Raw genomic sequence first — 23,068 nt, 5'->3', positions numbered from 1 at the left:
GGTCCGCGCCTGCGGCGTGACCATGGGTGGCGACGTGGCTGCCGGTGCGGTCGCCGTCATGGGTCGACCGCCGTCCGGCCTGGCGGGCACGAAACCCGGACCCCGGCTGGCGAGCCGCTCCTGGCCGCCGTCTGAGCAGCGGCATCACGAGCCCGGTGAGCAGCCCGTGGCCACCTCAGGTGGCGCACGGACCGGCACGGAGGGCCGGACCGGTTTCGGCAGCGTGTGGCCGGGATCCGCCCGACGGCATGCGTCCCGCGCGCCACTCCCCTTCCCGGTGGCCATGAACCCGAGAAAGCTGCATAATATCCCTTATGCATGACATTCGGCACGAATCGGTTGAACGACTCATCGAGGAGTTCCTGACCGCGCGGGCCACCCGTAAGCCCTCCCCGCACACCCAGGATGCCTACCGGCGGGACCTGCGCAGCGTCGCGGCGTTGGCCGGCGCGGAGCACTCCCCTGCCCTGCCCCTGGACGCCCTGATGATCTCCGCCCTCTCCCCCCGGGTGATGCGGGCGGCGTTCGCCCGGTTCGCCGCACCCCGGGCGGCGGCGTCGGTGCACCGGGCCTGGTCGAGCTGGAACGGGTTCTTCTCGTTCCTGGTGGCCGAGCAGGTGGTGGCGGGCAACCCGATGCCGGCGGTGGGGCGTCCCCGTACCCCGCTCCCCCAGCCCAAGCCGTTGCGCGGTGAGGACACCCCGGAGTTGCTGCTGGCGTCGGTGTCGCGGGAGGACGGGCGGCAGCGTGATCCGTGGCCGGAGCGGGACGTCGCGGTGCTGGCGTTGGCGTTGTGCGCGGGGCTGCGCCTGGCGGAGCTGCTGGCGTTGCGGGTGTCGTCGGTGTCGGGGCGGGCCGGTGAGCGGCGGGTGGCGGTGGCCGGTAAGGGTGGCCGGCCGAGGGTGGTGCCGGTGGAGCCGGAGTTGGACGAGGTGGTGTCGGCCTACCTGGACAGTCGGCGGCGGCGGTTCGGGGCGCGCAGCGTACGCCCGGACGGGGTGTTGTTGGTTGACCGGCAGGGTGATCCGCTGCGTCGGGGCGGGTTGCAGTACCTGGTGGATTCCTGTTACCGGCGGGCGGGGATCACCGACCGGGTGCCGGCGGGGGCCCGGTTGCACGCGTTGCGGCACACGTTCGCCACCCGGTTGGCCGAGGACGGGGCGGGGGCGGCGGAGATCATGCGGTTGTTGGGGCACGCGTCGTTGGCGTCGTCGCAGACGTACATCGAGGTGACGGCGGGTCAGCAACGGGCGGCGGTGCGGTCGAACCGGACGAACCGGGTGTTGGTGGGGTTGGTGTCGGATCAGCTCGGGCGGTAGGAGCAGCGGGTGCCGGTGCTGATCGTGGTGCGTAGGTGGTCGCCGAGTACGGGGTCGCTGGTGGTGATGCGGTCCAGGGCGCGGCGGATGGCCTTGCCGACGGCGATGCGGGCCCGTTCGGTGTTGCCGGTGAAGGTGCGGTCGCGACCGTGGAGTCCGGTGCGGGCGGCGAGTTCGTCGATGAGCCACTGGCGTTCGGTGCGGGCCTGTTCGGCGCGGTGCGGGTCGTGGGCGTTGTCGGCTTCGTCGATGGTGGTGTCGAGGTCGCGTAGTCGTCGCCGGTAGGCCCGTTTGGCGGTGTCGTCGAGGACGGGTTGACGGTCGGTGGTGGTGTCCGCTGCGTCGCCGGCGAGTTGGATGGCGGGGATGTCGTGTCCGGGGTTGGCGATGAGGATGGCGAGGTATCGGGCGCCGACGCAGTCGTCGATGGTGGCGGTGCGGTGGCCGAGGGTGAGTTGCCAGTGTCGGCCGTGGCGGTGGCATCGGATGTGGGGGCGGTGGGGGGTGTGTGGGCGTGGTGGTGGGGTGGGGAGGGTCATGCCGAGTTCGGTGGCGTCGGTGTGGGCGAGTTGGCGTTGTCGTTCGGCTTCTCGGCGGTCGTGTTGGCCGGAGCGTTGGTCGAGGGCCTGGGCCAGTCGGGCGCGGGAGAGGGTGGCGGCGGGGAGGTGGCCGAGTCTGAGGTTGTCGTGTACTGCGGCGTGGAGGTGGGTGATGGCGCGGTCGGTTTCCCCGGCGGTGAGGGCGGCGGTGCCGAGGGTGTGTTGGGTGCTGCCGAAGCAGGTGATGGCGAGGCTGGCGAGCATGGGTCGGTCGGCGTAGGGGGTGAGGAGGTCGTATGCCTCGGTGGCGAGGTGACCGTCGTCGAGGAGGTGGGCTGCTTCGACGATGCCGTGGAGGGTGACGAGCCAGCTGCTGGAGCGGGGCAGGGTGGTGAGGTCGTTGCCGTGGAGGCGGGCGAGGGCGGCGGTGGCTTCGCGGCGGTGTCCGGCGAGGGCGGAGGCGACGGCGAGTGCTGCCTGGTAGGAGTGGTCGACGGTGCTGAGGGTGGGTGAGACGGCCAGTGCGCGCAGCATCGGGAGGTGGTCGGCGAGGTGGCCTTGGTACCAGGCGATGGTGGTGAGGTGGGCGCCGTGCCAGCCGGTGGTGTCGGCGTCGCCGGCGGTGGTGCCGCGTTGGGCGCAGGTGGCGGCGCGGGCGCGGGCTTCGGTGAGTTTGCCGGCGCGGATGGTGAGCATGACGTCGATGGCGTGGGCGACGTAGGACACGGCGAGGTGGTTGTGGTGGGTGAGGTGGGTGTGGAGTTCGGCGAGGCTGCGTTCGGCTTGGGGGTCGGTGTCGAGGAACTGGTCGACGGTGCGCCAGAGGAGGGCGACCGTGAGGTCGCTGGGGCGGCCGGTGGCGAGGGCGGCGGTGAGGGCGTCCTGGCTGAGTTCGTGGCGTAGTCGGGTGTGGTCGGGGCCGAGGAGGCAGTGGTGGGCGAGGCTTGCGGTTTCGGTGAGGGCGACGGGGTCGCCGGTGGCGCGGGCCTGGGTGACGAGGGTGAGGGTGTCGTTGTGGGTGGCGGTGCGGTAGTCCTGTTCGGCGGCGAGTCGGGCGCGTAGTCGGATGCCGAGGGGGGTGTGGGGGTCGGTGGTGGCGATGGCGTGGTGGAGGCGGTGGAGCAGGAGGGTGGCGTCGCTGGTGGTGCGGTGTTCGTGGACCCAGAGGCCGCCCATGCCGGTGACGGCGAGGGTGCGGGTGTGGTGGTCGCCGGTGGCTTCTGCGGCGCGGTAGGCGGCGTCGAAGTGGATGCGGCTGGTGGTGAGGTCGCCGTCGGTCCACAGGGCATCGGTGGCGCGGCGTAGCAGTTCGGTGGGGTGGGTGGATGTGGTGGGTGTCCTCACGGGTCACACCTCTCAATGAACCGAGTCAATGGGGTGATTGAGGTGAGTCTCGCATCGGTTTGGTTGGTGGCGTCAACTGCGTTCGCGGCCGGGAATCCGACATTGGGGGGTTTTGCGTGGCTGGGTGTCTGTTGATTGCACCGAGGTTGTGGTCGGATTGCTCGGAGGTGTTGCGGGGGCGCGGTGCGGGCAGGGTTCGGTGGAGGTGAGGGGTGACGGTGCGGGACGATTTCCGGCTGGTGGCCGATGCGGTGGCGGCTGATATCCGGTCCGGGCGGATGCGGCCGGGGCAGCGGCTGCTGCCCCAGCGGGAGTTCGCCCGGCGTCACGGGATGGCGGTGTCGACGGCGGCCCGGGTCTATCAGGAGCTCGCGCGGCGGGGTCTGGTGGCCGGGGCGGTGGGTCGGGGCACGTTCGTGGTGGATTTCTCGGTGCGGTCGGGGGACGCGGACCTGGTCGATCTGGAGGCCAACTTTCCGGTGTTGCCGGGGCAGTCGTCGATGGTGGCGCGGGCGTTGGGGCGGGTGTTGGCACCGGCGGGCCTGGAGGCGGCGATGCATCCGGTGCCGGTGACCGGGTCGCGGGAGTCGCGGCGGGTCGGTGCGTCCTTCCTGTCCCGGCCGGGGTGGGTGGTGGACTCTGAGCGGTTGTTGTTCACCGGTAGTGGGCGGCAGGCGATCGCGGCGGCCATGGTGGCGTTGGTGGCGCCGGGGCAGCGGCTCGGGGTGGAGGAGTTGACGTATCCGGTGGTGAAGACGATCGCGGCGCGGCACGGTGTGACGTTGGTGCCGATCGGTATGGATGGGGAGGGGTTGAGTGCGTCGGCGTTGGAGCAGGCGCATCGTCGGGCGCCGCTCGCGGCGGTCTACCTTCAGCCCACGTTGCACAACCCGTTGGGGGTGACGATGTCGGCGGCGCGGCGCATCGAGTTGGGTGGGCGGCTCGCGCGGTTGGGTCTGGTCGCGATCGAGGATCGGATCAATTCGTTTCTGCACGACGAGGAGTTGCCGTTGGCCGCGCATGCTCCGGAGCAGACGATCCTGGTGGACAGTTTGTCCAAGCGGGTGGGTGCGGGGCTCAATCTGGGGTTGCTGGTGTGTCCGGCGGGGTTGGCCGGGCGGGTCGCGGCGGCGGTGCGTTCCGGTACGTGGGGGGTGCCGGGTGTGGCGTTGGCGTGTGCGACGGCGGTGTTGGCTGATGGTACGGCGCAGCGGATCGTGCGGCTCAAGCAGCAGGACGCGCGGTTGCGGCAGGCGGTGGTGGCGGAGGTGCTGGCCGGGTTCGACGTGCGTGCTGATCCTCGGTCGTACCACGTGTGGTGGCGGTTGCCGGGTGGGTGGTCGACGGGGGCGTTCGTGTCGGCTGCGGCCCGGCAGCGGGTGGTGATCAGTCCGGCGGCCGACTATGCGGTGGTGGGGGTGCCGGTGCCGGATGCGGTGCGGTTGTCGACGTCGTCGCCGGATGTGGAGACGTTGCGGGGCAGTGTGGCGTTGCTGGCGGCGATTGCGCGGGGGGCGCCGGAGGAGGTGGGTGCGGCGTACTGAGGGGGCCGGAACGGGGTGGCACGGGGTGGAACGCCGTTAGGGGTGTCCGTGCTGGTGTCCTGATTCGGAGGAGACATGTCCCGTGTTCACAGAGTGCTCTGCCTGCTGGTGGCGGTGGTCCTCGCCGGGTTGACCGGTGCGGTGCCGGCGTCGGCCGGGTCGGGTGTGTCAGCGGTCCCGGTGTCGGCGGGGTCGGGTGTGTCAGCGGTCCCGGTGTCGGCGGGGTCGGGTGTGTTGGCGACGCCGCCGAGTGCGGTCGTCGACTGGGAGGGCCTGCCGACGTGGAGTGGTGGGTACGGCCCGATGCGTAACCAGAGCAATGGTCTCAAGGCGCTGCGGTACGCGGAGCGCGACTACGGCATCAATCTGAACTGGACCGACTGGCCGAATTCGCGGTGGGAGGTGTACGGGGAGGGTCTGCCGACGAACGCGCCGATCACGAACACCACGAAGGTGGCGTTGCGGGTTCCGGGCGGGGGTTACCTGCGGTGGGGTGCGCAGAGCTGGGGCATCGACCTGGTCTGGTCGGCCACTGCGGTCTACGAGTGGAACGTGATCACCACGGCGGGTGGTCAGGCGTTGTTCAATCGCAGCCGTAACGACTATGTGGTGTATGGCAGCCGGCCGTGGGGGGTCAACCTGATCTGGTCGGGTGATGCGATGGTCACGCCGCCGGATTCGGGGGCGACGGGGGTGCGGACGTTGTTGACGTACAACTGTCACAACGACCGGCGGCCGCTGCGCATCTGGATCAACGACATGGACGCCGGGGGTGTCTGGACGGATCTGGGTCTGTTGGGTTCGCAGTGGAGTGGCAGCAGCTGTCCGGTGGGTTCGCCGTTCAACTACTCGCCGACGGTGGCCAATCACCGGATCCAGGTGGTGGCGGTGGACTACAGCGCCCCGGGGTGTGCGAACGATCCGGTCATCGGGTCGTGTCGTCGGTCGATGGTCGGCATCATCAGCAATCCGGCTGGTGGGGTCGCGCAGATCACGGTCTCGTAGCAGGTCGGTCAGTGGGGCCCGGTCGTCGTGTGGCGGCCGGGCCCGGCGCGTGTGGGGTGGCGGGGCCCGGTGGGCGGTGGGGTGTGGCATGGTGGGGGTGGATGCGACTGGCGGCACGGGGATGGGTCAACCATCGGGGAGCTCGTCGCGGAGGTCGACCGCCTGGGCCTTCGTGGTCGAGGTGCGCCATGTCTGTTTCCTCTTGCCCCTCCCCCACGTCTGGTACGGCCCGGTTGTTGCCGGGTGGGCCGGTGGCGGAGCGGATTCTCGCCGAGGTCGCCGAGGGGGTGGCGGCGTTGCGGGCGGTCGGGGTGGTGCCGTCGTTGGCGACGGTGCTGGTCGGTGACGACGACGCGAGTGTCGGGTATATCCGGATCAAGTCCCGGCAGGCGGCGGAGTTGGGTTTCGCGTCGCCGCATGTGCGGTTGCCGGGGTCGGCGACGCAGGCGGATCTGCATCGGGTGTTGCGGGATCTCAACGACGATGCCGGGGTGCATGCGGTGTTGGTGCAGCATCCGGTTCCGGGGCATCTGGATTACGACCGGGCGTTGGAGGTGTTGGATCCGGATTCCGACGTGGACGGGATGCATCCGGTGAACATGGGCCGGTTGGCGTTGGGGTTGCCGGGGCCGTTGCCGTGTACGCCGGCGGGGATCGAGGCGTTGTTGGCGTTCCACGGGGTGCCGGTGGCGGGGCGGGAGGTGGTGGTGCTGGGTCGGGGTGCGACGTTGGGTCGTCCGTTGGCGATGTTGTTGGCGCAGAAGCGGCCGACGGCGAATGCGGCGGTGACGGTGGTGCACACGGGGGTGGCGGACTGGCCGCGGTACACGCGGCGGGCGGAGATTCTGGTGGCGGCGGTGGGGGTGCCGGGGATCGTGCGGCCGGAGCATGTGCGTCCGGGTGCGGTGGTGGTGGGTGGTGGGGTGCGGTATGCGGGTCGCCGGTTGTTGCCGGATGTGGACGAGGCGTGTGCGCGGGTGGCGGGGGCGATCACGCCTCGGGTGGGTGGGGTGGGTCCGACGACGGTGGCGATGCTGTTCCGTAATGCGTTGCGGGCGGCGCAGCGGGCTGCGGGTCGGGGGTGACCGGTGGTGGGTCAGCCGAGGTCGACGACGAGGGGGCGGTGGTCGGAGATGGTGGAGCGTGGGTTGTCGGTGGCGGTGACGGGGGGTAGGAGGTGCCGGTCGTGGGGGTCGGCGAGGATGTGGTCGAGTTGCACGCGGGGTGCGGTGGCGGGGTAGGTGGGGCGGCGGGCCAGGGGTTGCCAGCCGGTGAGGAGGCGGGCGGGGCCGGCGGGGAGGTTGAGGTCGCCGAGGAGGATGCGGGGGGCGGGTAGGGCGCGTAGGGCGCGGACGGCGCGGCGGAGTTGGTGGGCGTTCCAGCCGGGGACGAAGGACAGGTGGGTGGCGGCGACGGTGAGGGGGCCGTGGGGGGTGTCGAGGACGGCGGCGAGGACGACGCGGGGTTCGTCGCGCAGGAGGATGAGGCCGCCGCCGGGGCCGGGGACGTAGATGGGTGAGCGGACGGGTGCGGGGTTGAGGCGGGTGACGTGCCAGCTGCGGACCCGGTGGCGGCTGATCAGGCCGATGCCGTAGCAGGGTTCGCCGTGGCCGTCGTCGTCGTGGCGTAGGGGGCGGAAGTGTTCGCCGGGGGTGCCGACGACGGCGGCGGCGAAGCGGTGTTCGGGGGCGTCGAGGGCCTGGGCGGCGAGGGTGGTGAGGTCGTGGTGGCCGCTGCGGGACTGGTCGCGGTCGACTTCCTGGAGGGCGAGGATGTCGGCGTCGAGGGCGTGGACGGCGGCGGTGAGCCGGGCGGGGTCGACGAGCCCGTCGGTCAGGGAGCGGCCGTGTAGCAGGTTGAAGGTCGCCAGGCGCACCTGTGCACCCTACGTCCGTGGCACAGTTACCGAATGATCAAGTTGTTGTGTTGTTCGGTGTTGGTGTTCGTGGCGTTGGGTGTGGTGGGGGTGTGGCTGCGGCGGCGACGTGGGCGGTGAGGTGGGCCACTTGAGCGGGCGGGTGGCCGGGTGGGGTGGGGAGAATGGCCGGCCGTGGATCCTGTGTCGTTGACGACTCTGCTGGCTGCGGCTGCCCTGGCGGGGTGGGTGGATGCGGTGGTCGGTGGGGGTGGGTTGTTGTTGTTGCCGGCGTTGTTGGTGGCGGTGCCGGGGGTGCCGGTGGCGACGGCGTTGGGGACGAACAAGTTGGCGGCGATCGCGGGTACGTCGACGGCGGCGGTGACGTTCGCGCGGCGCACGCGGGTCGATTGGGCGGTGGCGGGTCCGGCGGCGGTGTTGGCGGTGGGGTGTGCGGGGGTGGGTGCGGCGTTGGCGGGGGTGGTGCCGGCGGGGGCGTACCGGCCGGTGGTGTTGGTGGTGTTGGTGGGGGTGGCGTTGTTCGTGGTGTTGCGGCCGCGGTTGGGGACGGTGGCGGTGCCGGCGCGGCGGACCCGGGTGCGGGTGGTGGCGGCGGTGGGGGTGGCGGGGGTGGGTATCGCGTTGTACGACGGGTTGATCGGGCCGGGGACGGGGACGTTCCTGGTGGTGGCGTTCACGGTGTTGGTGGGGGCGGATTTTCTGGGTGGTTCGGCGATGGCGAAGGTGGTCAACGCGGGGACGAATCTGGGGGCGTTGGTGGTGTTCGCGGTGACGGGGCACGTGTGGTGGTGGTTGGGGTTGGCGATGGCGGTGTGCAACGTGGCGGGGGCGGCGGTGGGGGCGCGGATGGCGTTGCGGCGGGGTGCGGGGTTCGTGCGGGTGGTGTTGCTGGTGGTGGTGGTGGCGTTGGTGGTGCGGTTGGGTTACGACCAGTGGCTGGCCGGCTGAGCGGGTGGGTGCTCGGCGGGCCAGCCACTGGTGGGTCTGGGGTGGTTCAGGCGTGTCGGACGACGGTGTCGTAGTCGAGGCGGGGCAGGCGGGGGTGCCAGGCGTCGGGGCCGGGGTGTCCGATGTTGACCAGGAGCAGGGACTTCCAGCCGGTGTCGGTGAAGAATTCGTTGTCGACGCCGGTGGCGTCGAATCCGCCCATGGGTCCGGCGGCGAGGCCGGCGGCGCGGATGGCGAGCAGGAAGTAGCCGACCTGGAGGCCGGCGTTGAAGCGGGCCATGCCGTCGCGGACGGTGGGGTCGGCGGCGAAGTGTTCGCGCATGCCGGGGCGGATGGGGAAGACGGTGTCGAGGTGTTCGTGGAAGTTGGTGTCGGCGGCGAGGACGGCGACGACGGGGGCGGTGGCGGTTTTGGTGCGGTTGCCTTCGGCGACGTGGGTGAGGAGGCGGTCGCGGCCTTCGCCGGGGCGGACGAACAGCACCCGCAGGGGTTGGACGTTCATGGCGGTGGGTGGGTACTTGGCGAGGTCGAAGATCGCGTGGAGTTGTTCGTCGCTGACGGGGGTGTCGGTGAAGGTGTTGGCGGTGCGGGCTTCGGTGAACAGTTGGGCCTGGGCCTGCGGGTCGAGGGTGATCAGGTGGTTGGGCAGTACGTCGGTCATGGTGTCCTCCGGTCGGATCGGCGATTGCTGCGACCACAGTAGCAGCTAGTTTTTTCGAAGTGGCTAGGGTGAGTTACGGACCACGTATGCTGGGCTTATGACGACGTGCTCCCCGATCGACGACGGGCCCCGCGCCTGTCCCGGGGGGCTGTCCCGGGCGTTCGCGTTCCTGGGCAAACGGTGGAACGGCATGATCCTGGGCACCCTCGCCCAGGGGCCGGCGGGCTTCGCCGAGCTGGCCCGGGCACTGCCGGGGATCAGCGAGTCGGTGCTGTCGGACCGCCTCGGTGAGCTGGCCCGGGTCGACCTGGTCAGCCGCACCGTGCGGGAGGGCCCCCCGCTGGGGGTCAGCTACCAGCTGACCGGCCGGGGCGCCGCCCTGCTGCCGGCGCTGGACGAGCTGGCCCGCTGGGCCGACGAGAACCTTCCCGCAGGTCGTTGCTGAGCGGTGCCGGTCCGCGCCGAACACGACCGTGCCGTGCTGGCCGGGCTGCTGCGGCGCGATCCGGTGCTGCACGCCTACCAGTTGGGTGACCTGGACGACTTCTTCTGGCCCTACACGTCGTGGTTCCGTCGGGGTGAGCAGGTGGCGTTGCTCTACCACGGGGCGGCACAGCCGGTGCTGCTGCTGTTCGCCGCCGAAGAGGACCGGCCGGCGGCGGCGGCGCTGCTCGACGAACTGGCCCCGGTGCTGCCCGCCCGGCTGTACGCGCACCTGTCCCCCGGGCTGGAACAGGTCCTCGCGGGCCGGTACGTGATCACCCCGGCGGGGGCGCACCTGCGGATGGCGTTGACCGACCCGGGTCGGCTGGCCGGGGTCGCCACCTCGGGTGAGGTGCTGACCGGGGCGGACCTGCCGGCGCTGCGGGCCCTGTACGCCGACGCGTACCCCGGTAACTGGTTCGACCCGCGGATGCTCGACACCGGCCACTACCTGGGGGTACGTGCGGGTGGTGAGCTGGTCGCGGTGGCCGGGGTGCACGTGTGGTCGCCGACCTACCGGGTGGCCGCGGTGGGCAACGTGACCACCCGCCCGCAGGCGCGGGGTCGGGGGTTGGCCCAGGCGGTCGTCGCCGCGCTGTGCGCCCGGCTACGCGACAGCGTCGATCACGTGACGTTGAACGTGCGGGCCGACAACACCACGGCGGTGCGCCTCTACGGGCGGCTCGGTTTCACCACGGTGGCACGGTTCGGTGAGTACACGCTGACCAGCGGGGCGGGTTGAGCCGGCCGGTCAGCGGTGGCGGCTCGGTGAGTCGAACCGGCCGGCGCGGATCTCCCGCAGCGCCTTGCGGCGGATGTCACCGCGCAGGGTGTCGACGTAGAGCCGACCGGCGAGGTGGTCGGTCTCGTGTTGCAGGGCGCGGGCGAGGAACCCGCTGCCGGAGATGGTCAGCGGGTCGCCGTGCCGGTCCACGCCGTGCACGGTGGCGTGCAGGGCCCGGCGGGTCGGGAAGTACAGCCCGGGAATGGACAGGCACCCCTCGTCGTCGTCCTGGGTCTCGTCGGACAACTCGATGGTGGGGTTGATCAGGTGGCCGCGGTGGCCGTCGGCGTCGTAGACGAACACCTGGGCGTCGACGCCGATCTGCGGGGCGGCGACACCGGCCCGGCCCGGTTCGCCGGTGAGGGTGTCCATCAGGTCGTCGACGAGCTGCTGCAGGGCGGTGTCGAAGCGGGTCACCGGGGTGCAGGCGGTGCGCAGGACGGGGTCACCGATGATCCTGATCGGGCGTACGGTCATGCCCGGAAGGCTATCGGGGGGTCACCGGCGGCGGTGGACCGGCGCACCGGTCGGCCACCAGGGCGGCGATACCGTCGAGGATGCGGGCCAGTCCGAAGTCGAAGGCACGGGTCGGGTCGGTGGCGGCCTGGTACTCCTGCCCGGCGGCGGCGCCGACCCGGGCGGCGGTGGGGAAACGGGCCGGGTCCATCACCTTTTCCAGGTAGGGGGCGTGGGCGTGCCACCACTGTTCGTCGGTGAGGCCGGTGCGGGCGGTGGCCTGGGCGGCTTCCACCGCGCCGCGTACCGCGCCGTGGACGTAGGAGTCGACGAGGGTGATCACGGCGTCCATCTCCAGGTCGGTCAGGCCGATACCCTCGACGGCACGTAGTTCGTGGTCGTAGCGTGCGGTGACCTGCGGACCCAGGGGTGGGCGGGTGGTGGCGACCTGCAACAGCCAGGGGTGGCGCAGGTACAGCGCCCAGTTGTCGCGGGCGACGCGTTCCAGGCGGTCCCGCCAGCCGCCCGGGACGTCCGCCGGTCGGGGGGTCTCGCCGTGCACGGTGTCGAGCATGAGGTCGAGCAGTTCACCCTTGCCCGGCACGTGGGTGTAGAGGGACATGGTGCCCACGCCGAGACGTTCGGCGACCCGACGCATGGACAGCGCGGCGAGTCCGTCGGTGTCGGCGACGTCGATGGCGGCCCGGACGATCCGGTCGACGCCCAGGTCGCCGCTGCGGCTGGTGCGTTCGCGGGTGCGCCAGAGCAGGGCGAGGCTGCGGGCGGGGTCGCCGGTGCCGCTGTACTCGACGTGCATGCGGCCACCATAGCGGCCGGTGCGGTGGTCAGTCGGCGGCGAGCAGGGCACGCACCGGGGCGGCCTTGGCGGCGGCCTCGGCGACCTCGGCGTCGGGGTCACTGTCCCAGGTGATGCCGCCGCCGGCCCACAGGTGCAACCGGTCGGTGTCGGCGGCGGCGGTGCGGATGGTCAGGCCCAGGTCGAGGTGGTCGGGGCCGATCCAGCCGAACCCGCCCATGCCGGCGCCCCGGCCGACGGGTTCGACGGCGGCGACCAACGCCAGCGCGGCGTGTTTCGGGGCGCCGGTGACCGACCCGCCGGGGCAGGTGGCGCGCAGCAGGTCAGCCAGGCCGATCCCGTCGGCGAGGGCCGCGGACACGGTCGACTCGGCCTGCCACAGGTCGCACCAGCGGCGCACGGTGAACAGGTCGTCGACGGTCACCGAACCGGTGCGGGCGATCCGGGCCAGGTCGTTGCGTTCCAGGTCGACGATCATGACGTGTTCGGCGCGTTCCTTGGCGGAGGCGAGCAGCTCGCGGCGGCCGGCGGCAGTGGCCGGGCGGGTGCCCTTGATCGGGCGGGTGACGACCCGGCCGGCGTGCACGGCGACGAGGGTCTCCGGTGAGGCACAGCCGATCGTCCAACGGTCGCCGTGCAGGGTGCCGCCGTAGCGGGCGCCGGGCAGGCCGGCGAGGCGGGCCAGCGCGGGCCGCGGGTCACCGGTGTAGGTGGCGGCGGCGTGGCCGACGACGTTGACCTGGTAGACGTCGCCGCGGCCGATGGCGGCCCGGACGGTGCGCACCGCGTCGGCGTGCTGCCCGGGGGTCCAGCTGTCCCGCCAGGGGCCGACCCGCAGGTGCCCCGGCACCGGCCCGGTCGGGGGCGGGCGGCGGGTGCCGTGGTCGTAGACGACGACGGCGACGTCGGGCAGGTCCGGTGCCGGGCTGGCCGCGCCGGTGGGTGCGCCGACCATCCGGGCGCCGGCGGCGGCGGAGACGAACAGGGCGGCGCCGCAGGGGCCGTCGGTGCGGTGGGTCGCCGGGCGGGTCAGGTCGTCGACCGGCAGGCCGTGCGCGGCGAGGAAACCGGCGATCTGCGCGGCCGGGTCACCACCGTCGGTGATCCGCCACTCGAAGCGGTCACGTTCGACGAGCACGCTGCGGCACCGCGCCGGCACCCCCGGTACGTCGACCGGCACCGTTGGGAGCGTTTCCACGCCGGGTGGCCCATTCCTGCTCATCCGTTCAGCGGATTTCGGGGCAACATGACCGAAGGCTGCTCGATCCGGTGCGCTGTCCCTTGGTACTGTGCGTCACTGGTCATGTGAACCATGACACAGTGCCCCCACAGTCCGGAGAACCCGATGTGTCAGCACCAGATCACCTGCCCTTCCGCCGAAGCGACCGACCGGGACGCCGCCCGGGTCATCGCCTGCTTCCCTGAGCAGGGCTGGAGCCTGCTCTGCAACGGTGTCATCGTCTTCGAGGACACCGGTGAACTCCTTCCCGACGGCAGCACCATCGCCCCGCACCGCGGGCCGGCCCGGCACGCCCTCGTCGCCTGACCGATCACGGTCCGTCGGCGTCACCAGCCACATCATCGCAGGCTGGCCCCCGACAGGGGCCGCCCTCCCCGGTCGCCGCACCGGGGCGGCACGTCCGCCGCCCCGGCACCGCGCCTCAACCCTCGAACGCCTCCGGCGCCGGGCACGAACACATCAGGTTCCGGTCGCCGTACGCGCCGTCGACCCGCCGCACCGGCGGCCAGTACTTCCCCGCCCGGTCCACCCCACCCGGGTACGCCCCCACCGACCGCGGATACGGATGCGGCCACTCGTCGGCCGACACCATCGCCGCGGTGTGCGGAGCGTTGGCCAGCGGATTGTCCCCGGCCGGCCACTGTCCCGACGCCACCTGGTCGATCTCCGCCCGGATCGCGATCATCGCGTCGCAGAACCGGTCCAACTCGGCCAGGTCCTCACTCTCGGTCGGCTCCACCATCAGCGTCCCCGCCACCGGGAACGACATCGTCGGCGCGTGGAACCCGTAGTCGATCAGCCGCTTCGCCACGTCGTCGACACTGACCCCGGTCGCCTTCGACAGCGGACGCAGATCCAGGATGCACTCGTGCGCCACCAGGCCCTTGTTGCCGGCGTACAGCACCGGGAAGTGCTCCCGCAGCCGCACCGCCACGTAGTTCGCCGCCAGCACCGCCACCCCCGTCGCCCGGGCCAGCCCCGCCGCGCCCATCATCCGCAGGTACGCCCACGGGATCGGCAGGATCCCCGCCGACCCGTACCGGGCCGCCGAGATCGCCGGCGCCCCCTGCACCCGGGCACCCGACGGGTCCCCCGGCAGGTACGCCGCCAGGTGCGACCGCACCGCCACCGGACCCACCCCCGGCCCACCCCCACCGTGCGGAATGCAGAACGTCTTGTGCAGGTTCAGGTGCGACACGTCCGCGCCGAACCGGCCCGGCTTGGCGAACCCGACCAACGCGTTGAGGTTCGCCCCGTCGACGTACACCTGACCACCGGCGTCGTGGACCTTCGCGCACAACGACGCGATGCCCGTCTCGTACACCCCGTGCGTCGACGGGTACGTCACCATGATCGCCGCGAGAGCGTCCCGATGCTTGTCGATCTTCGCGTCGAGGTCGACCAGGTCGACGTTGCCATCGGCGTCACAGGCGACCACCACCACCCGCATCCCGGCCATCACCGCCGACGCGGCGTTCGTGCCGTGCGCCGACGACGGGATCAGACACACGTCCCGGTGGGTGTCACCCCGGTCCCGGTGGTAGGCGCGGATCGCCAACAACCCCGCCAACTCCCCCTGCGACCCGGCGTTGGGCTGCACACTGACCGCGTCGTACCCGGTGACCTCCGCCAGCCACCCCTCCAACTGCCCGATCAGCTCCCGGTAACCGGCGGTCTGCTCATCCGGGGCGAACGGGTGCAGATGCGCGAACTCCGGCCACGTCACCGGCTCCATCTCGGTGGTCGCGTTCAGCTTCATCGTGCACGACCCCAACGGGATCATGCCCCGGTCCAGGGCGTAGTCGAAGTCCGCCAACCGGCGCAGGTACCGCAGCATCGCCGTCTCCGAATGGTGACTGCGGAACACCGGATGGGACAGGAAGTCGGTGTCCCGCGCCAACCCCGCCGGCAACGCCACCTCCACGTCACCGACGACCGGATCCACCCCGAACGCCTCCCACACCACCGCCAGGTGCGCCCCGGTGGTCGTCTCGTCACACGACACCCCCACCCGGTCGGCGTCGACCAGCCGCAGGTTCACCCCCCGCTCCCGCGCCGCCGCCACCACCCGCGCCGCCCCACCCGGCACCACCGCCGTCACCGTGTCGAAGAACACCCCGTCGACGACCTCGACGCCACCGGCGCGCAACCCCGCCGCCAACCGCAACGCCATCCCCCGGGTCCGGTCGGCGATCCGCCGCAACCCGTCCGACCCGTGGTACACGGCGTACATGCCGGCCATCACCGCCAGCAACACCTGCGCGGTGCAGATGTTGCTGGTCGCCTTCTCCCGCCGGATGTGCTGCTCCCGCGTCTGCAACGCCAACCGGTACGCCGGCTCACCGGCCGCGTCCCGGGACACCCCGACCAGCCGACCCGGCAGCATCCGCTCCAACCCGGCCCGCACCGCCAGGTAACCGGCGTGCGGCCCACCGAAACCCATCGGCACCCCGAACCGCTGCGTGGTGCCCGCCGCGATGTCCACCCCGATGCGCCCCGGCGCCCGCAGCACCGTCAACGCCAACAGGTCCGCCGCCACCGTCACCAACGCCCCCACCGCGTGCGCCGCATCGACCAGCGGCGCATGGTCACGCACCGCACCCGACGCCCCCGGGTACTGCAGGTGCAGACCGAAGAACTCCGCCGGCAACTCCTCCACGGCCAGGTCCACCACCCGCACCTCGATACCGAGCGGCTCGGCCCGACCCGCGAGCACCGCCACGGTCTGCGGCAACGCGTCCGCGTCCACCACGTACACCGTGCTGCGGCTCTTCGACGCCCGCCGCGCCAGCGTCATCGCCTCCGCCGCCGCCGTCGCCTCGTCGAGCATCGACGCGTTCGCCGTCGCCAACCCCGTCAGGTCCGTCACCATCGTCTGGAAGTTCAGCAGCGCCTCCAACCGGCCCTGACTGATCTCCGGCTGGTACGGGGTGTACGCCGTGTACCAGGCCGGGTTCTCCAACACGTTGCGGCGGATCACCGCCGGGGTGTGGGTGCCGTGGTAACCCAGGCCGATCATCGACACCGCGACCGTGTTGCGGGACGCCAACGCGCGCAGCTCGGCGATCGCCTCCCGCTCCGTGGCCGGCGCCGGCAGATCCAGGGTGCCGTGCCACCGGATCACCTCGGGAATCGCCGCGTCCATCAGCTCGTCGATCGAGCCGTGCCCGACGACGTCCAACATGCGGCGCTCGTCATCCGGGCCGGGACCGATGTGCCGGTCGGCGAACTGTTCTGCGGTCATGCGTGCGCTCCAGACTCCACGGGGCGAGGTCGACGGATCGGCCTCCCCCTGAGTCACGCCGCACGGCGCTCCACAGTGCCTGCCCGTCGCGGTCCTTCTGCCTGAGAGGTTCCGGGGAGAATCTGCCCCTTCGGCGCCGCCCGGATACTGCTGGGCGATCTCTCCCGCGTGGGTGGTGTCGGCATGGTCAACGCTACCAGCGCCACCGTTACCGGCGGATGTCGTACCCCCCGGGTCGACCCCACCGGGCGGAGATCAACCCGCCACGGGCGTGACCGCCACCACCGGGGCGGACCCGCCGACCCCGTCACCCGCAGCGCGGTCCGCGCCCGCCACCACCCGCTGCACCACCTGCGGCAACACCCACCCCAACGGGGCATCCACCCGCAGCGCCGCATACCCGTCACCCCGGGTGACACCCTGATTGGCGATCACCACCGCCGTGCCCAGTTTCGCCGCCCGCAACACGAACCGCCGCCCCGACCACACCGTCAACGACGACCCCAGCACCAGCAACGACCGGGCCGCGTCGACCATCGCGAAACACCGCGACACCCGGTCGGCGGGCACCGTCTCCCCGAAGAACACCACGTCCGGTTTCAGCATCCCCGCACCACAACGCGTGCAGTCGACCAACCGGAACGCGGCCACCCGCTCATCGTCGAGTTCCACGTCACCATCCGGATTCACCACCGCGACCGTCGCGTCGAACCCCGGGTTCGCCGCCACCAACCGCCGATCCAGCTCCTCCCGCGACGTGCGGTCACCACACCCCAGACACACCACCGTGTCCAGGCGGCCATGCAGATCCACCACCCCGGTGCTACCCGCCGCCGTGTGCAGACCATCGACGTTCTGGGTGATCACCCCGTCGACCAGACCGGCGGCCTGCAACCGGGCCACCGCCCGATGCCCGTCGTTCGGCGACGCCCGCGCGACCATCCGCCACCCCAGGTGACTACGCGCCCAGTACCGCCGCCGGGCCGCCGGCTCCCGGGTGAACGCCTGATACGTCATGGGCGGATGCCGGCGGGCCACACCCGTCGGCCCCCGGTAGTCGGGAATACCCGACTCCGTGGACAACCCGGCCCCACTCAACACCACGACCCCACCAGCGGCGACCAGGCCCGCCAACGCGTCGATCGTCTCCGTCACCCGTCCATGCTGCCTCAGCCGCCGCACCCCGGCGACCCTGCGGGTCCACTCAGCCGCCCAGGACCGCCCGCAGCTGGGCGCTCGCCCCACCCGCCGCCGCCGCATCCGCCCGCAGCTGCTCCGACTGCGCCGCCAGATACGACTGCCACCGGTTCAGCTGCTGCTGCGCCGCCGCAACCGCCGCCAACGCCGCCGCGTGCCGCTCCTCCAACGCCTGCAACTTCCCCGCCAACTCCGGCGACGGACCCCCACCGGCCGGCGGCCCCGCCCCACCCACCTCACCGGCCCGCCGGTGCGCGTCAGCGACGATCTCCTCAGCCTGCCGCCGCGCATCCGCGATGATCTCCGCGCCCTCCGCGCTGGCCTCACCGATCGTCCGGTTCGCCTCGTCCTGCGCCCGCATCGCCAACTCGACAGTCATCGGATCCGGGCCCTGCGGCGCGCTACTCGGCAACGTCCCGTGCCGCAGCATCTCCACCTGACTCAGCAGCCCCTGGTTCTCCCGCCGCTGCCGCGCCAACTCCGCCGTCAACACCCCGATCCGGTCATCCGCCGACCGGACCAACGCCGCGACCTCATCAGCGGACAACCAGTGACTGCCCCGGAACCGCCGCTCCTCCAACACCGACAACTGGCGGGCGATCTCACCCTCCTCCGCGCCGAGCCGATCGGAGTGGTCCACGCTCATCGGGCACCCGTCCCACTGAAGTCACGCGGAGCACCGGCACCGGCCTCGGCGAGCGGCGGATAGAGGGAATGATCATAGCTTTCCGTCAGGACCTGCTCCGGATCCACACCCGAACGCGCCAGGATCGCCACCGTCTCCCGGGTCATCTCCGGACTGCCACACACCAGGATCTCCGTGTCCGCCCACGGCCCCAACCGCACCGCCGTGTCACCGGCCCGACCGATCGCCCCCTGCCAACCCCAACCCGTCTCCACCGTCGGCACGTACCGCAACCACCCCGTCCCCCCATGCGGCCACCCCGCCGCCGGCGACAACGCCGCCAACCGCGACACCGCCACCTCGTCATACAGGTCGTCCGGGGTACGCCCACCCACCACCAGCGTCGTGCGCCGCCCCGCACCCTGCTGCACCGCCTCCACCACCGCCCGCAACGGCGCCAACCCCGTACCCCCCGCGATCAACAACAACGGCAGGTGCGGCGACCGGTCGAACGACGACAACGCCGTCCCCGTCGGATGCCCCAACAACAACCGCTCACCCGCCCGCAACCGGCGCACCAGATGCGTGGAGAACCGGCCCGCCGCCCGCACATGGAACTCGATCGTCCCGTCCGCACGCGGCGCGTTCGCCGGCGACAGGTACCGCCACGTCCGCAACTGCGGCACCTGCACCGGCAACGACTGCCCCGGCCGGTAGCTGCACAGGTAGTTCGGACGCACCGTGAACACCATGATGTCGGCGCGGCGCCGCTCCGCCGTCAACACCTCCGCCTCCCAGTGCGGCGGCGACGTCCGTTCCGCCTCCGCCGCACCATCGAGCATCAGCTTCGCCACCAACTCGTACGCCGCCGCCCACTGCGCCCGCAACGCCGGCGTGAAGTACGGGCCCAGGAACCGCTCCAACGTCGCCAGCAACGCCTGACCCACCCAGATGTAGTGCCGCTCCGCCAACACCACCGGATTACCCCGCTGGTCCTGACCATGGAACCGCCGATGGTCGGCACCCAACCGCTGCGCGAACGCCGACAACGCCCCCGGATCGTCCAAACTGGTGATGATGTGCCCCAACGCCGCCAGGAGCTTGTCCTCCTGATACTGCATGTTCGTCGGGAACATCGACCGCGCCTCCGGCGCCACCACGAACAACGTGGCATAGAAATACTTCGCCGCCTCCGGGCCGGCAGCGGAGAACTGGCTCCAACTCTGGCGCAACGCCGCGTTGTCCATCCTCAGTCCTCCTGCGCGCGAGCCACGTCATGACGCTCACGCAACGTCATCTCCACCACACCATCCGGGTCGTAGGCGCGGTCAGTCTGCCAAAGATTCGGATTCGGGACCCGGGTGTCGTAGTAGCGGTGGTGCACCGCGTGCAACGCCGCCCACCCCACACTCCCGTTGAGCCACGACCAGTCACCGTGCACCGGACGACCCGCCCGCTCCTCCTGCGCACAGAACTTCATGAACAACTCCGACTCGGTGTGCGGATCGGACACCCGCACCCCCGCCTCCCGGAACGAGTGCAACACCGCCTGGTTCAACACCAACGCCGCATGCTCCCGCCACAGAGTGTCCTCCCGCGACGTGTCCAACCCCAACCCCGCCGCCACCACCGGCAACTGGTCATACCGCTGCCGGTCACCCATGTTCCGGGTCCCGATCTCATCACCCAGATAGTGACCGTTGAACGGCGCGCAACTGTAGTCGACCCCGCCGATACGCAGACGCATGTTACTGATCACCGGCAGCGCATGCCAACGCAGCATCAGATCCGCGAACCACGGATGGTCCGGATGGGTCAACGCCACCTCCCGCACCAACTCCCGCGGCACCTGCCACACCGACGGCGACTCGTGCGCCGTCTCGATCACCCACGGCAACAGGTCGAACCGCCCCGGCACCGGCGGCGGCCGCCACCCCAACCGGCGAGCCGCCCGCACCATCGCCACCTGCGCCGGATCACCCACCACCACACCGTCGTCCCGCAGATGACCGCAGTAACGGACCAACTGGTCGTTCCAGATCCGCGCCCGCGGACCCACCCCGGGCCGGTCCGGCGCGAAAACCGTGATCACCGACTGGATCCGACCCCCGTTGTCCCCCGCCGCCAGATGCGCCGACAACTCCCCGGCGATACCCGCCGCCGTCGTCACGTGCCGACGGTCCCGCACCCGCAACCCCGCCCACCGCACCCGCCCCACACACCGCGCCGACTGCCGCCACGCCACCCGCGCCCCGTACACCAACTCCTCCCGGGTGTGCCGGTACGAACCGGTCAACGCGATCTCCTCGCGCACCTCCGCCAACCGCGCCGCCAACCCCGGCAACTGCCGCTCGGCGTGCAACGCCTCCAGGAACTCCGTCGCCTCCGCCACCACCTCCCCACCGGAGTGGACCGCGACACCCGGCGGCGACACAGCGGAGACCGGACACCGCGACCCGGCATCGTGACCGGCGACGACACCACCGGCCCGCACGGCACCCACGCCGACATAGTGATCAATGTGCACTGTGGTTCGTTTCCCGTCCTCGGCGGGACCACGGATGCGACCCCCGCACCATGCTCCACGCATCAACCCGACGCCACCACCAACCGTCACTCACCGTGACCGATCGATGTTCTCTGGTGATCGCCCTGGACAGGATTCACGGCCGAACCACCGCTGTCAACAAACCCGACTCCACCCGGGAACATCCACCATGGACCCCACCCCACCACCCAGGTCACGAGCCACATCGATACGACACCCCACCACCCACACAACAAAACGCCGCGACCGGAACCCCGGCCGCGGCGTCGACGACACCACGAATCACCCCGCCCGCCGCCGCGCCCGACGCGCCGCCAACTCGTCACCCACCACCTCCGACGACGACCCCTGCGCGACACCACCCGCAGCCGACACGGACTCCCCACCCCCGGCCACCGCCGGCTCCGCCGGCAGATGCGACAACGACCCCTGGATCTCCTTGAACGCCCCACCGATCGCGATACCGAACACCCCCTGGCCACCCTGCAACAGGTCCACCACCTCCTCCGGAGACCGGCACTCGTACACCGTCGTCCCGTCCGAGATCAGCGTGATCCCCGCCAGGTCCTCCACCCCACGCGACCGCAACGCCTCGATCGCCTTCCGGATGTTCTGCAGGGACACCCCGGCATCCAACAACCGCTTGACGACCTTCAACACCACCAGGTCCCGAAACGAATACAACCGCGACGTACCCGAACCCGACGCGTCCCGGACACTCGGCACCACCAACGTCGTCCGCGCCCAGTAGTCCAGCTGGCGGTAACTGATCCCCACCGCCGAACAGGCCGTCACACCCCGGTACCCGACCGCACCGTCGCCCTCCAGCGACGACGACACCGCGCCCGACCCGCCCCGCTCCACGCCTGGCTCAGGCTCCCGTGGCTCGTGCATCCCGACAACCTCCCCGTCAGTGCGGCACCACGTCGACTACGCCGACGCCCACCCCTCGACACGGCAACCCTAACGCCGCACCAAGGGGTTACCACGGAGAAACCGCCGCGACACGCCGCGCGACGACACACCACACACCGACGCCGCCACCACGACGACCCGGCCTCAACCGGCGAAATCCTCCGGACGCACCTGCTCCAGGAACTCCCGGAACTTCTCCACCTCGTCCTCCTGCTCGTCGGGAATCACGATCCCCGCCTCACTGAGGACCTGCTCCGCACAACGAATAGGCGCACCCACCCGCAACGCCAACGCGATCGAATCACTCGGCCGGGCCGACACCCGCACCCCGTCACCCAGCAACAGATCAGCGTAGAAGACGTTCTCCTTCAACTCGGTGATCTCCACCGCCCGCAACGGCGCCTGCAACGCCGCCAGCACGTCCCGCAACAAATCATGCGTCAACGGCCGGGCCGGTTTGACCCCCTGCTGCTCATAAGCGATAGCCGTGGCCTCGACCGCACCGATCCAGATCGGCAGATAGCGGTCGCCCTCGACTTCCCTGAGCAGGACGATCGGCTGGTTGCTGGGCAGCTCCACCCGAACCCCGACCACGCTCAGCTCGCGCACCGCCGCCTCCGTGTCGTTGTCACCTACACCCGCACCGCGCCTGTCCCTGCACGGTACACGGACCTCGACACGGCCGTCCCATCCGCACCAGCACCCGCACCGCGCCAGAAAAGGGGTTACCCCGGCAAGCCTACGACACGCTTCCCGGGGCAGAACCTTCCGCGCACACCACCGAACCGGGTCACCGACCCAACGTCGACCGCAACCCCACCCGCACCAACGCCGCATGCAACTGCTGCGACAACGCCACCAACTCACGCGCCGTCTCCGCCGCCCGCGCCCGCGCCGCCGGATCCGACTGCCGCGCCAACGGCGCCACCAACTGCGCGAACAAACCCACCTCACGATCCGCCGACGACCGGTAACCCCGCAGATGCCGAGGCTCCAACCCGTACGCCGCCAGACCCGCCACCGCCCGCGCGATGATCAACGCATCCGCGTCGTACCACCCCGGCGGATCCGGCACCAACACACCCAGCCGCTCCAACTCACCCAACGTCGACTCGGCGATCCCACTACGCGCCACCAGATCGGCCCGCCCGAGCCGCACCTGCGACTCAGGCTCCTCCACCGACCGGCCCGGCACCTCACCACCGGGACCCACCGCCACCAACGTCGGCCGCTGCCGGCCCGGCGTCTCGTCACCACCGTCCCACTGCGCCAACTGCTCACGGATCACCCGCAACGGCAGAAACTGATCCCGCTGCGCCGTCAACACGAAACGCAACCGGGCCACATCGTCCCAGCTGTACTTCCGGTAACCCGCCGCCGTCCGCTGCGGCTCCACCAGGCCCTCGGCCTCAAGGAACCGCAACTTGGAAATCGTGACGTCCGGAAACTCCACCCGCAGCTGACCCAGCACCTCACCGATACTCATCAGCGGGTGTGACCGGGCCGCCCCGGACGGCATGGAG

The 23,068-nt window shown here is 71.2% G+C and carries 22 protein-coding genes and 2 riboswitches; of the genes, 8 read left to right on the top strand and 14 right to left on the bottom strand.

Annotated features, from left to right (window positions below):
* Positions 1–314: 314 nt before the first annotated feature.
* On the top strand, positions 315–1,319 hold the full coding sequence (locus AB0C22_RS04230) for a tyrosine-type recombinase/integrase (RefSeq protein WP_219462049.1): 1,005 nt from the start codon (positions 315–317) through the stop codon (positions 1,317–1,319).
* On the opposite strand, the gene AB0C22_RS04225 is transcribed toward AB0C22_RS04230, so the two are convergent.
* Positions 1,304–3,202 (bottom strand): hypothetical protein, encoded by a 1,899-nt coding sequence (locus tag AB0C22_RS04225; RefSeq protein WP_219462051.1) that lies wholly within the window; start codon positions 3,200–3,202, stop codon positions 1,304–1,306. The genes AB0C22_RS04230 and AB0C22_RS04225 overlap by 16 nt on opposite strands.
* Positions 3,203–3,420: 218 nt before the next feature.
* Between AB0C22_RS04225 and AB0C22_RS04220 the strand changes: the two genes are divergently transcribed.
* The 3 genes from AB0C22_RS04220 to AB0C22_RS04210 all read left to right on the top strand — a co-directional run bounded on the left by AB0C22_RS04220 (position 3,421) and on the right by AB0C22_RS04210 (position 6,836).
* Positions 3,421–4,746, top strand: coding sequence for a PLP-dependent aminotransferase family protein (locus AB0C22_RS04220; protein ID WP_219462053.1), 1,326 nt, complete (start codon positions 3,421–3,423; stop codon positions 4,744–4,746).
* 75 nt (positions 4,747–4,821) lie between these two features.
* On the top strand, positions 4,822–5,751 hold the full coding sequence (locus AB0C22_RS04215; RefSeq protein WP_219462055.1) for a hypothetical protein: 930 nt from the start codon (positions 4,822–4,824) through the stop codon (positions 5,749–5,751).
* A 93-nt stretch (positions 5,752–5,844) separates the two neighbouring features.
* Positions 5,845–5,926: riboswitch (ZMP/ZTP riboswitch) on the top strand.
* Positions 5,927–5,939: 13 nt separating this feature from the next.
* On the top strand, positions 5,940–6,836 hold the full coding sequence (locus AB0C22_RS04210; protein WP_357533429.1) for a tetrahydrofolate dehydrogenase/cyclohydrolase catalytic domain-containing protein: 897 nt from the start codon (positions 5,940–5,942) through the stop codon (positions 6,834–6,836).
* An 11-nt stretch (positions 6,837–6,847) separates the two neighbouring features.
* On the opposite strand, the gene AB0C22_RS04205 is transcribed toward AB0C22_RS04210, so the two are convergent.
* Positions 6,848–7,627 carry an endonuclease/exonuclease/phosphatase family protein gene (locus AB0C22_RS04205; RefSeq protein WP_357533427.1) on the bottom strand — a complete coding sequence of 260 codons (780 nt, stop codon included), beginning with the start codon at positions 7,625–7,627 and terminating at the stop codon, positions 6,848–6,850.
* Between the two features lie 189 nt (positions 7,628–7,816).
* Between AB0C22_RS04205 and AB0C22_RS04200 the strand changes: the two genes are divergently transcribed.
* Positions 7,817–8,575, top strand: coding sequence for a TSUP family transporter (locus AB0C22_RS04200; RefSeq protein WP_255597581.1), 759 nt, complete (start codon positions 7,817–7,819; stop codon positions 8,573–8,575).
* Between the two features lie 46 nt (positions 8,576–8,621).
* Here AB0C22_RS04200 and AB0C22_RS04195 read toward each other — a convergent pair whose 3' ends face one another.
* Positions 8,622–9,236, bottom strand: a complete 615-nt coding sequence (locus AB0C22_RS04195) for a malonic semialdehyde reductase (protein WP_208565915.1) — start codon at positions 9,234–9,236, stop codon at positions 8,622–8,624.
* 97 nt (positions 9,237–9,333) lie between these two features.
* Between AB0C22_RS04195 and AB0C22_RS04190 the strand changes: the two genes are divergently transcribed.
* A complete protein-coding gene (locus AB0C22_RS04190; protein WP_208565914.1) occupies positions 9,334–9,681 on the top strand; it encodes a helix-turn-helix domain-containing protein in 348 nt (115 codons plus the stop codon).
* Positions 9,682–9,684: 3 nt separating this feature from the next.
* Positions 9,685–10,461: a GNAT family N-acetyltransferase gene (locus AB0C22_RS04185; protein WP_357533425.1), complete on the top strand. Its 777-nt coding sequence runs from the start codon at positions 9,685–9,687 to the stop codon at positions 10,459–10,461.
* A 9-nt stretch (positions 10,462–10,470) separates the two neighbouring features.
* Here the strand turns inward: AB0C22_RS04185 and def are convergent, their stop codons facing one another.
* From def to AB0C22_RS04170, 3 genes are read right to left on the bottom strand one after another with little or no spacing between them, the layout of a single operon-like run.
* The gene (def, locus tag AB0C22_RS04180; RefSeq protein ID WP_219462061.1) at positions 10,471–10,980 is read right to left on the bottom strand and encodes a peptide deformylase; all 510 of its coding nucleotides are present in this window, start codon (positions 10,978–10,980) and stop codon (positions 10,471–10,473) included.
* 10 nt (positions 10,981–10,990) lie between these two features.
* On the bottom strand, positions 10,991–11,776 hold the full coding sequence (locus AB0C22_RS04175) for a TetR/AcrR family transcriptional regulator (protein ID WP_219462062.1): 786 nt from the start codon (positions 11,774–11,776) through the stop codon (positions 10,991–10,993).
* Between the two features lie 28 nt (positions 11,777–11,804).
* The gene (locus AB0C22_RS04170; protein WP_219462063.1) at positions 11,805–12,998 is read right to left on the bottom strand and encodes a chorismate-binding protein; all 1,194 of its coding nucleotides are present in this window, start codon (positions 12,996–12,998) and stop codon (positions 11,805–11,807) included.
* A gap of 123 nt (positions 12,999–13,121) precedes the next feature.
* Here AB0C22_RS04170 and AB0C22_RS04165 point away from each other — a divergent pair, with 123 nt between their 5' ends.
* Positions 13,122–13,322 (top strand): DUF5999 family protein, encoded by a 201-nt coding sequence (locus AB0C22_RS04165; protein WP_067311530.1) that lies wholly within the window; start codon positions 13,122–13,124, stop codon positions 13,320–13,322.
* A 115-nt stretch (positions 13,323–13,437) separates the two neighbouring features.
* Here AB0C22_RS04165 and gcvP read toward each other — a convergent pair whose 3' ends face one another.
* From gcvP to AB0C22_RS04125, 8 genes are all read right to left on the bottom strand, one after another.
* The gene (gcvP, locus tag AB0C22_RS04160; RefSeq protein ID WP_357533422.1) at positions 13,438–16,260 is read right to left on the bottom strand and encodes an aminomethyl-transferring glycine dehydrogenase; all 2,823 of its coding nucleotides are present in this window, start codon (positions 16,258–16,260) and stop codon (positions 13,438–13,440) included.
* 79 nt (positions 16,261–16,339) lie between these two features.
* Positions 16,340–16,437: riboswitch (glycine riboswitch) on the bottom strand.
* A 78-nt stretch (positions 16,438–16,515) separates the two neighbouring features.
* Positions 16,516–17,415: an NAD-dependent protein deacetylase gene (locus tag AB0C22_RS04155; protein WP_308290744.1), complete on the bottom strand. Its 900-nt coding sequence runs from the start codon at positions 17,413–17,415 to the stop codon at positions 16,516–16,518.
* A gap of 49 nt (positions 17,416–17,464) precedes the next feature.
* Entirely contained in the window at positions 17,465–18,103 is a 639-nt protein-coding gene (locus AB0C22_RS04150; protein ID WP_357533420.1) for a hypothetical protein, read from the bottom strand.
* Positions 18,100–19,329, bottom strand: a complete 1,230-nt coding sequence (locus tag AB0C22_RS04145) for a globin domain-containing protein (RefSeq protein WP_208565906.1) — start codon at positions 19,327–19,329, stop codon at positions 18,100–18,102. Before AB0C22_RS04145 ends, AB0C22_RS04150 begins: the two co-directional genes overlap by 4 nt.
* A 2-nt stretch (positions 19,330–19,331) precedes the next feature.
* Positions 19,332–20,516, bottom strand: a complete 1,185-nt coding sequence (locus AB0C22_RS04140) for a nitric oxide synthase oxygenase (RefSeq protein WP_357533418.1) — start codon at positions 20,514–20,516, stop codon at positions 19,332–19,334.
* Between the two features lie 396 nt (positions 20,517–20,912).
* Complete coding sequence (locus AB0C22_RS04135) at positions 20,913–21,524, bottom strand: MerR family transcriptional regulator (RefSeq protein WP_208565905.1); 612 nt, start codon at positions 21,522–21,524, stop codon at positions 20,913–20,915.
* A gap of 165 nt (positions 21,525–21,689) precedes the next feature.
* Positions 21,690–22,154 (bottom strand): bifunctional nuclease family protein, encoded by a 465-nt coding sequence (locus tag AB0C22_RS04130; RefSeq protein ID WP_088647333.1) that lies wholly within the window; start codon positions 22,152–22,154, stop codon positions 21,690–21,692.
* A 181-nt stretch (positions 22,155–22,335) separates the two neighbouring features.
* Positions 22,336–23,031 (bottom strand): MerR family transcriptional regulator, encoded by a 696-nt coding sequence (locus AB0C22_RS04125; RefSeq protein WP_208566438.1) that lies wholly within the window; start codon positions 23,029–23,031, stop codon positions 22,336–22,338.
* Positions 23,032–23,068 lie beyond the last annotated feature (37 nt).

The organism is Micromonospora sp. NPDC048894, from assembly GCF_040649765.1.
Lineage (GTDB): Bacteria > Actinomycetota > Actinomycetes > Mycobacteriales > Micromonosporaceae > Micromonospora > Micromonospora antibiotica.
The sequence above is the reverse complement of the archived record's forward strand: the minus strand, read 5'-3'. Positions and strand labels throughout refer to the sequence as shown.

Excerpts from the sequence above, each read along its gene's own strand:
- AB0C22_RS04230 (WP_219462049.1), top strand. The coding sequence starts at position 315 with ATGCATGACATTCGGCACGAATCGGTTGAACGACTCATCGAGGAGTTC.
- AB0C22_RS04165 (WP_067311530.1), top strand. The coding sequence starts at position 13,122 with ATGTGTCAGCACCAGATCACCTGCCCTTCCGCCGAAGCGACCGACCGG.
- AB0C22_RS04150 (WP_357533420.1), bottom strand. The coding sequence starts at position 18,103 with ATGAGCGTGGACCACTCCGATCGGCTCGGCGCGGAGGAGGGTGAGATC.
- AB0C22_RS04195 (WP_208565915.1), bottom strand. The coding sequence starts at position 9,236 with ATGACCGACGTACTGCCCAACCACCTGATCACCCTCGACCCGCAGGCC.
- AB0C22_RS04190 (WP_208565914.1), top strand. The coding sequence starts at position 9,334 with ATGACGACGTGCTCCCCGATCGACGACGGGCCCCGCGCCTGTCCCGGG.
- AB0C22_RS04145 (WP_208565906.1), bottom strand. The coding sequence starts at position 19,329 with ATGGACAACGCGGCGTTGCGCCAGAGTTGGAGCCAGTTCTCCGCTGCC.
- AB0C22_RS04210 (WP_357533429.1), top strand. The coding sequence starts at position 5,940 with ATGTCTGTTTCCTCTTGCCCCTCCCCCACGTCTGGTACGGCCCGGTTG.
- AB0C22_RS04215 (WP_219462055.1), top strand. The coding sequence starts at position 4,822 with ATGTCCCGTGTTCACAGAGTGCTCTGCCTGCTGGTGGCGGTGGTCCTC.
- AB0C22_RS04125 (WP_208566438.1), bottom strand. The coding sequence starts at position 23,031 with ATGAGTATCGGTGAGGTGCTGGGTCAGCTGCGGGTGGAGTTTCCGGAC.
- AB0C22_RS04175 (WP_219462062.1), bottom strand. The coding sequence starts at position 11,776 with ATGCACGTCGAGTACAGCGGCACCGGCGACCCCGCCCGCAGCCTCGCC.
- gcvP (WP_357533422.1), bottom strand. The coding sequence starts at position 16,260 with ATGACCGCAGAACAGTTCGCCGACCGGCACATCGGTCCCGGCCCGGAT.
- AB0C22_RS04170 (WP_219462063.1), bottom strand. The coding sequence starts at position 12,998 with ATGAGCAGGAATGGGCCACCCGGCGTGGAAACGCTCCCAACGGTGCCG.
- def (WP_219462061.1), bottom strand. The coding sequence starts at position 10,980 with ATGACCGTACGCCCGATCAGGATCATCGGTGACCCCGTCCTGCGCACC.
- AB0C22_RS04135 (WP_208565905.1), bottom strand. The coding sequence starts at position 21,524 with ATGCACGAGCCACGGGAGCCTGAGCCAGGCGTGGAGCGGGGCGGGTCG.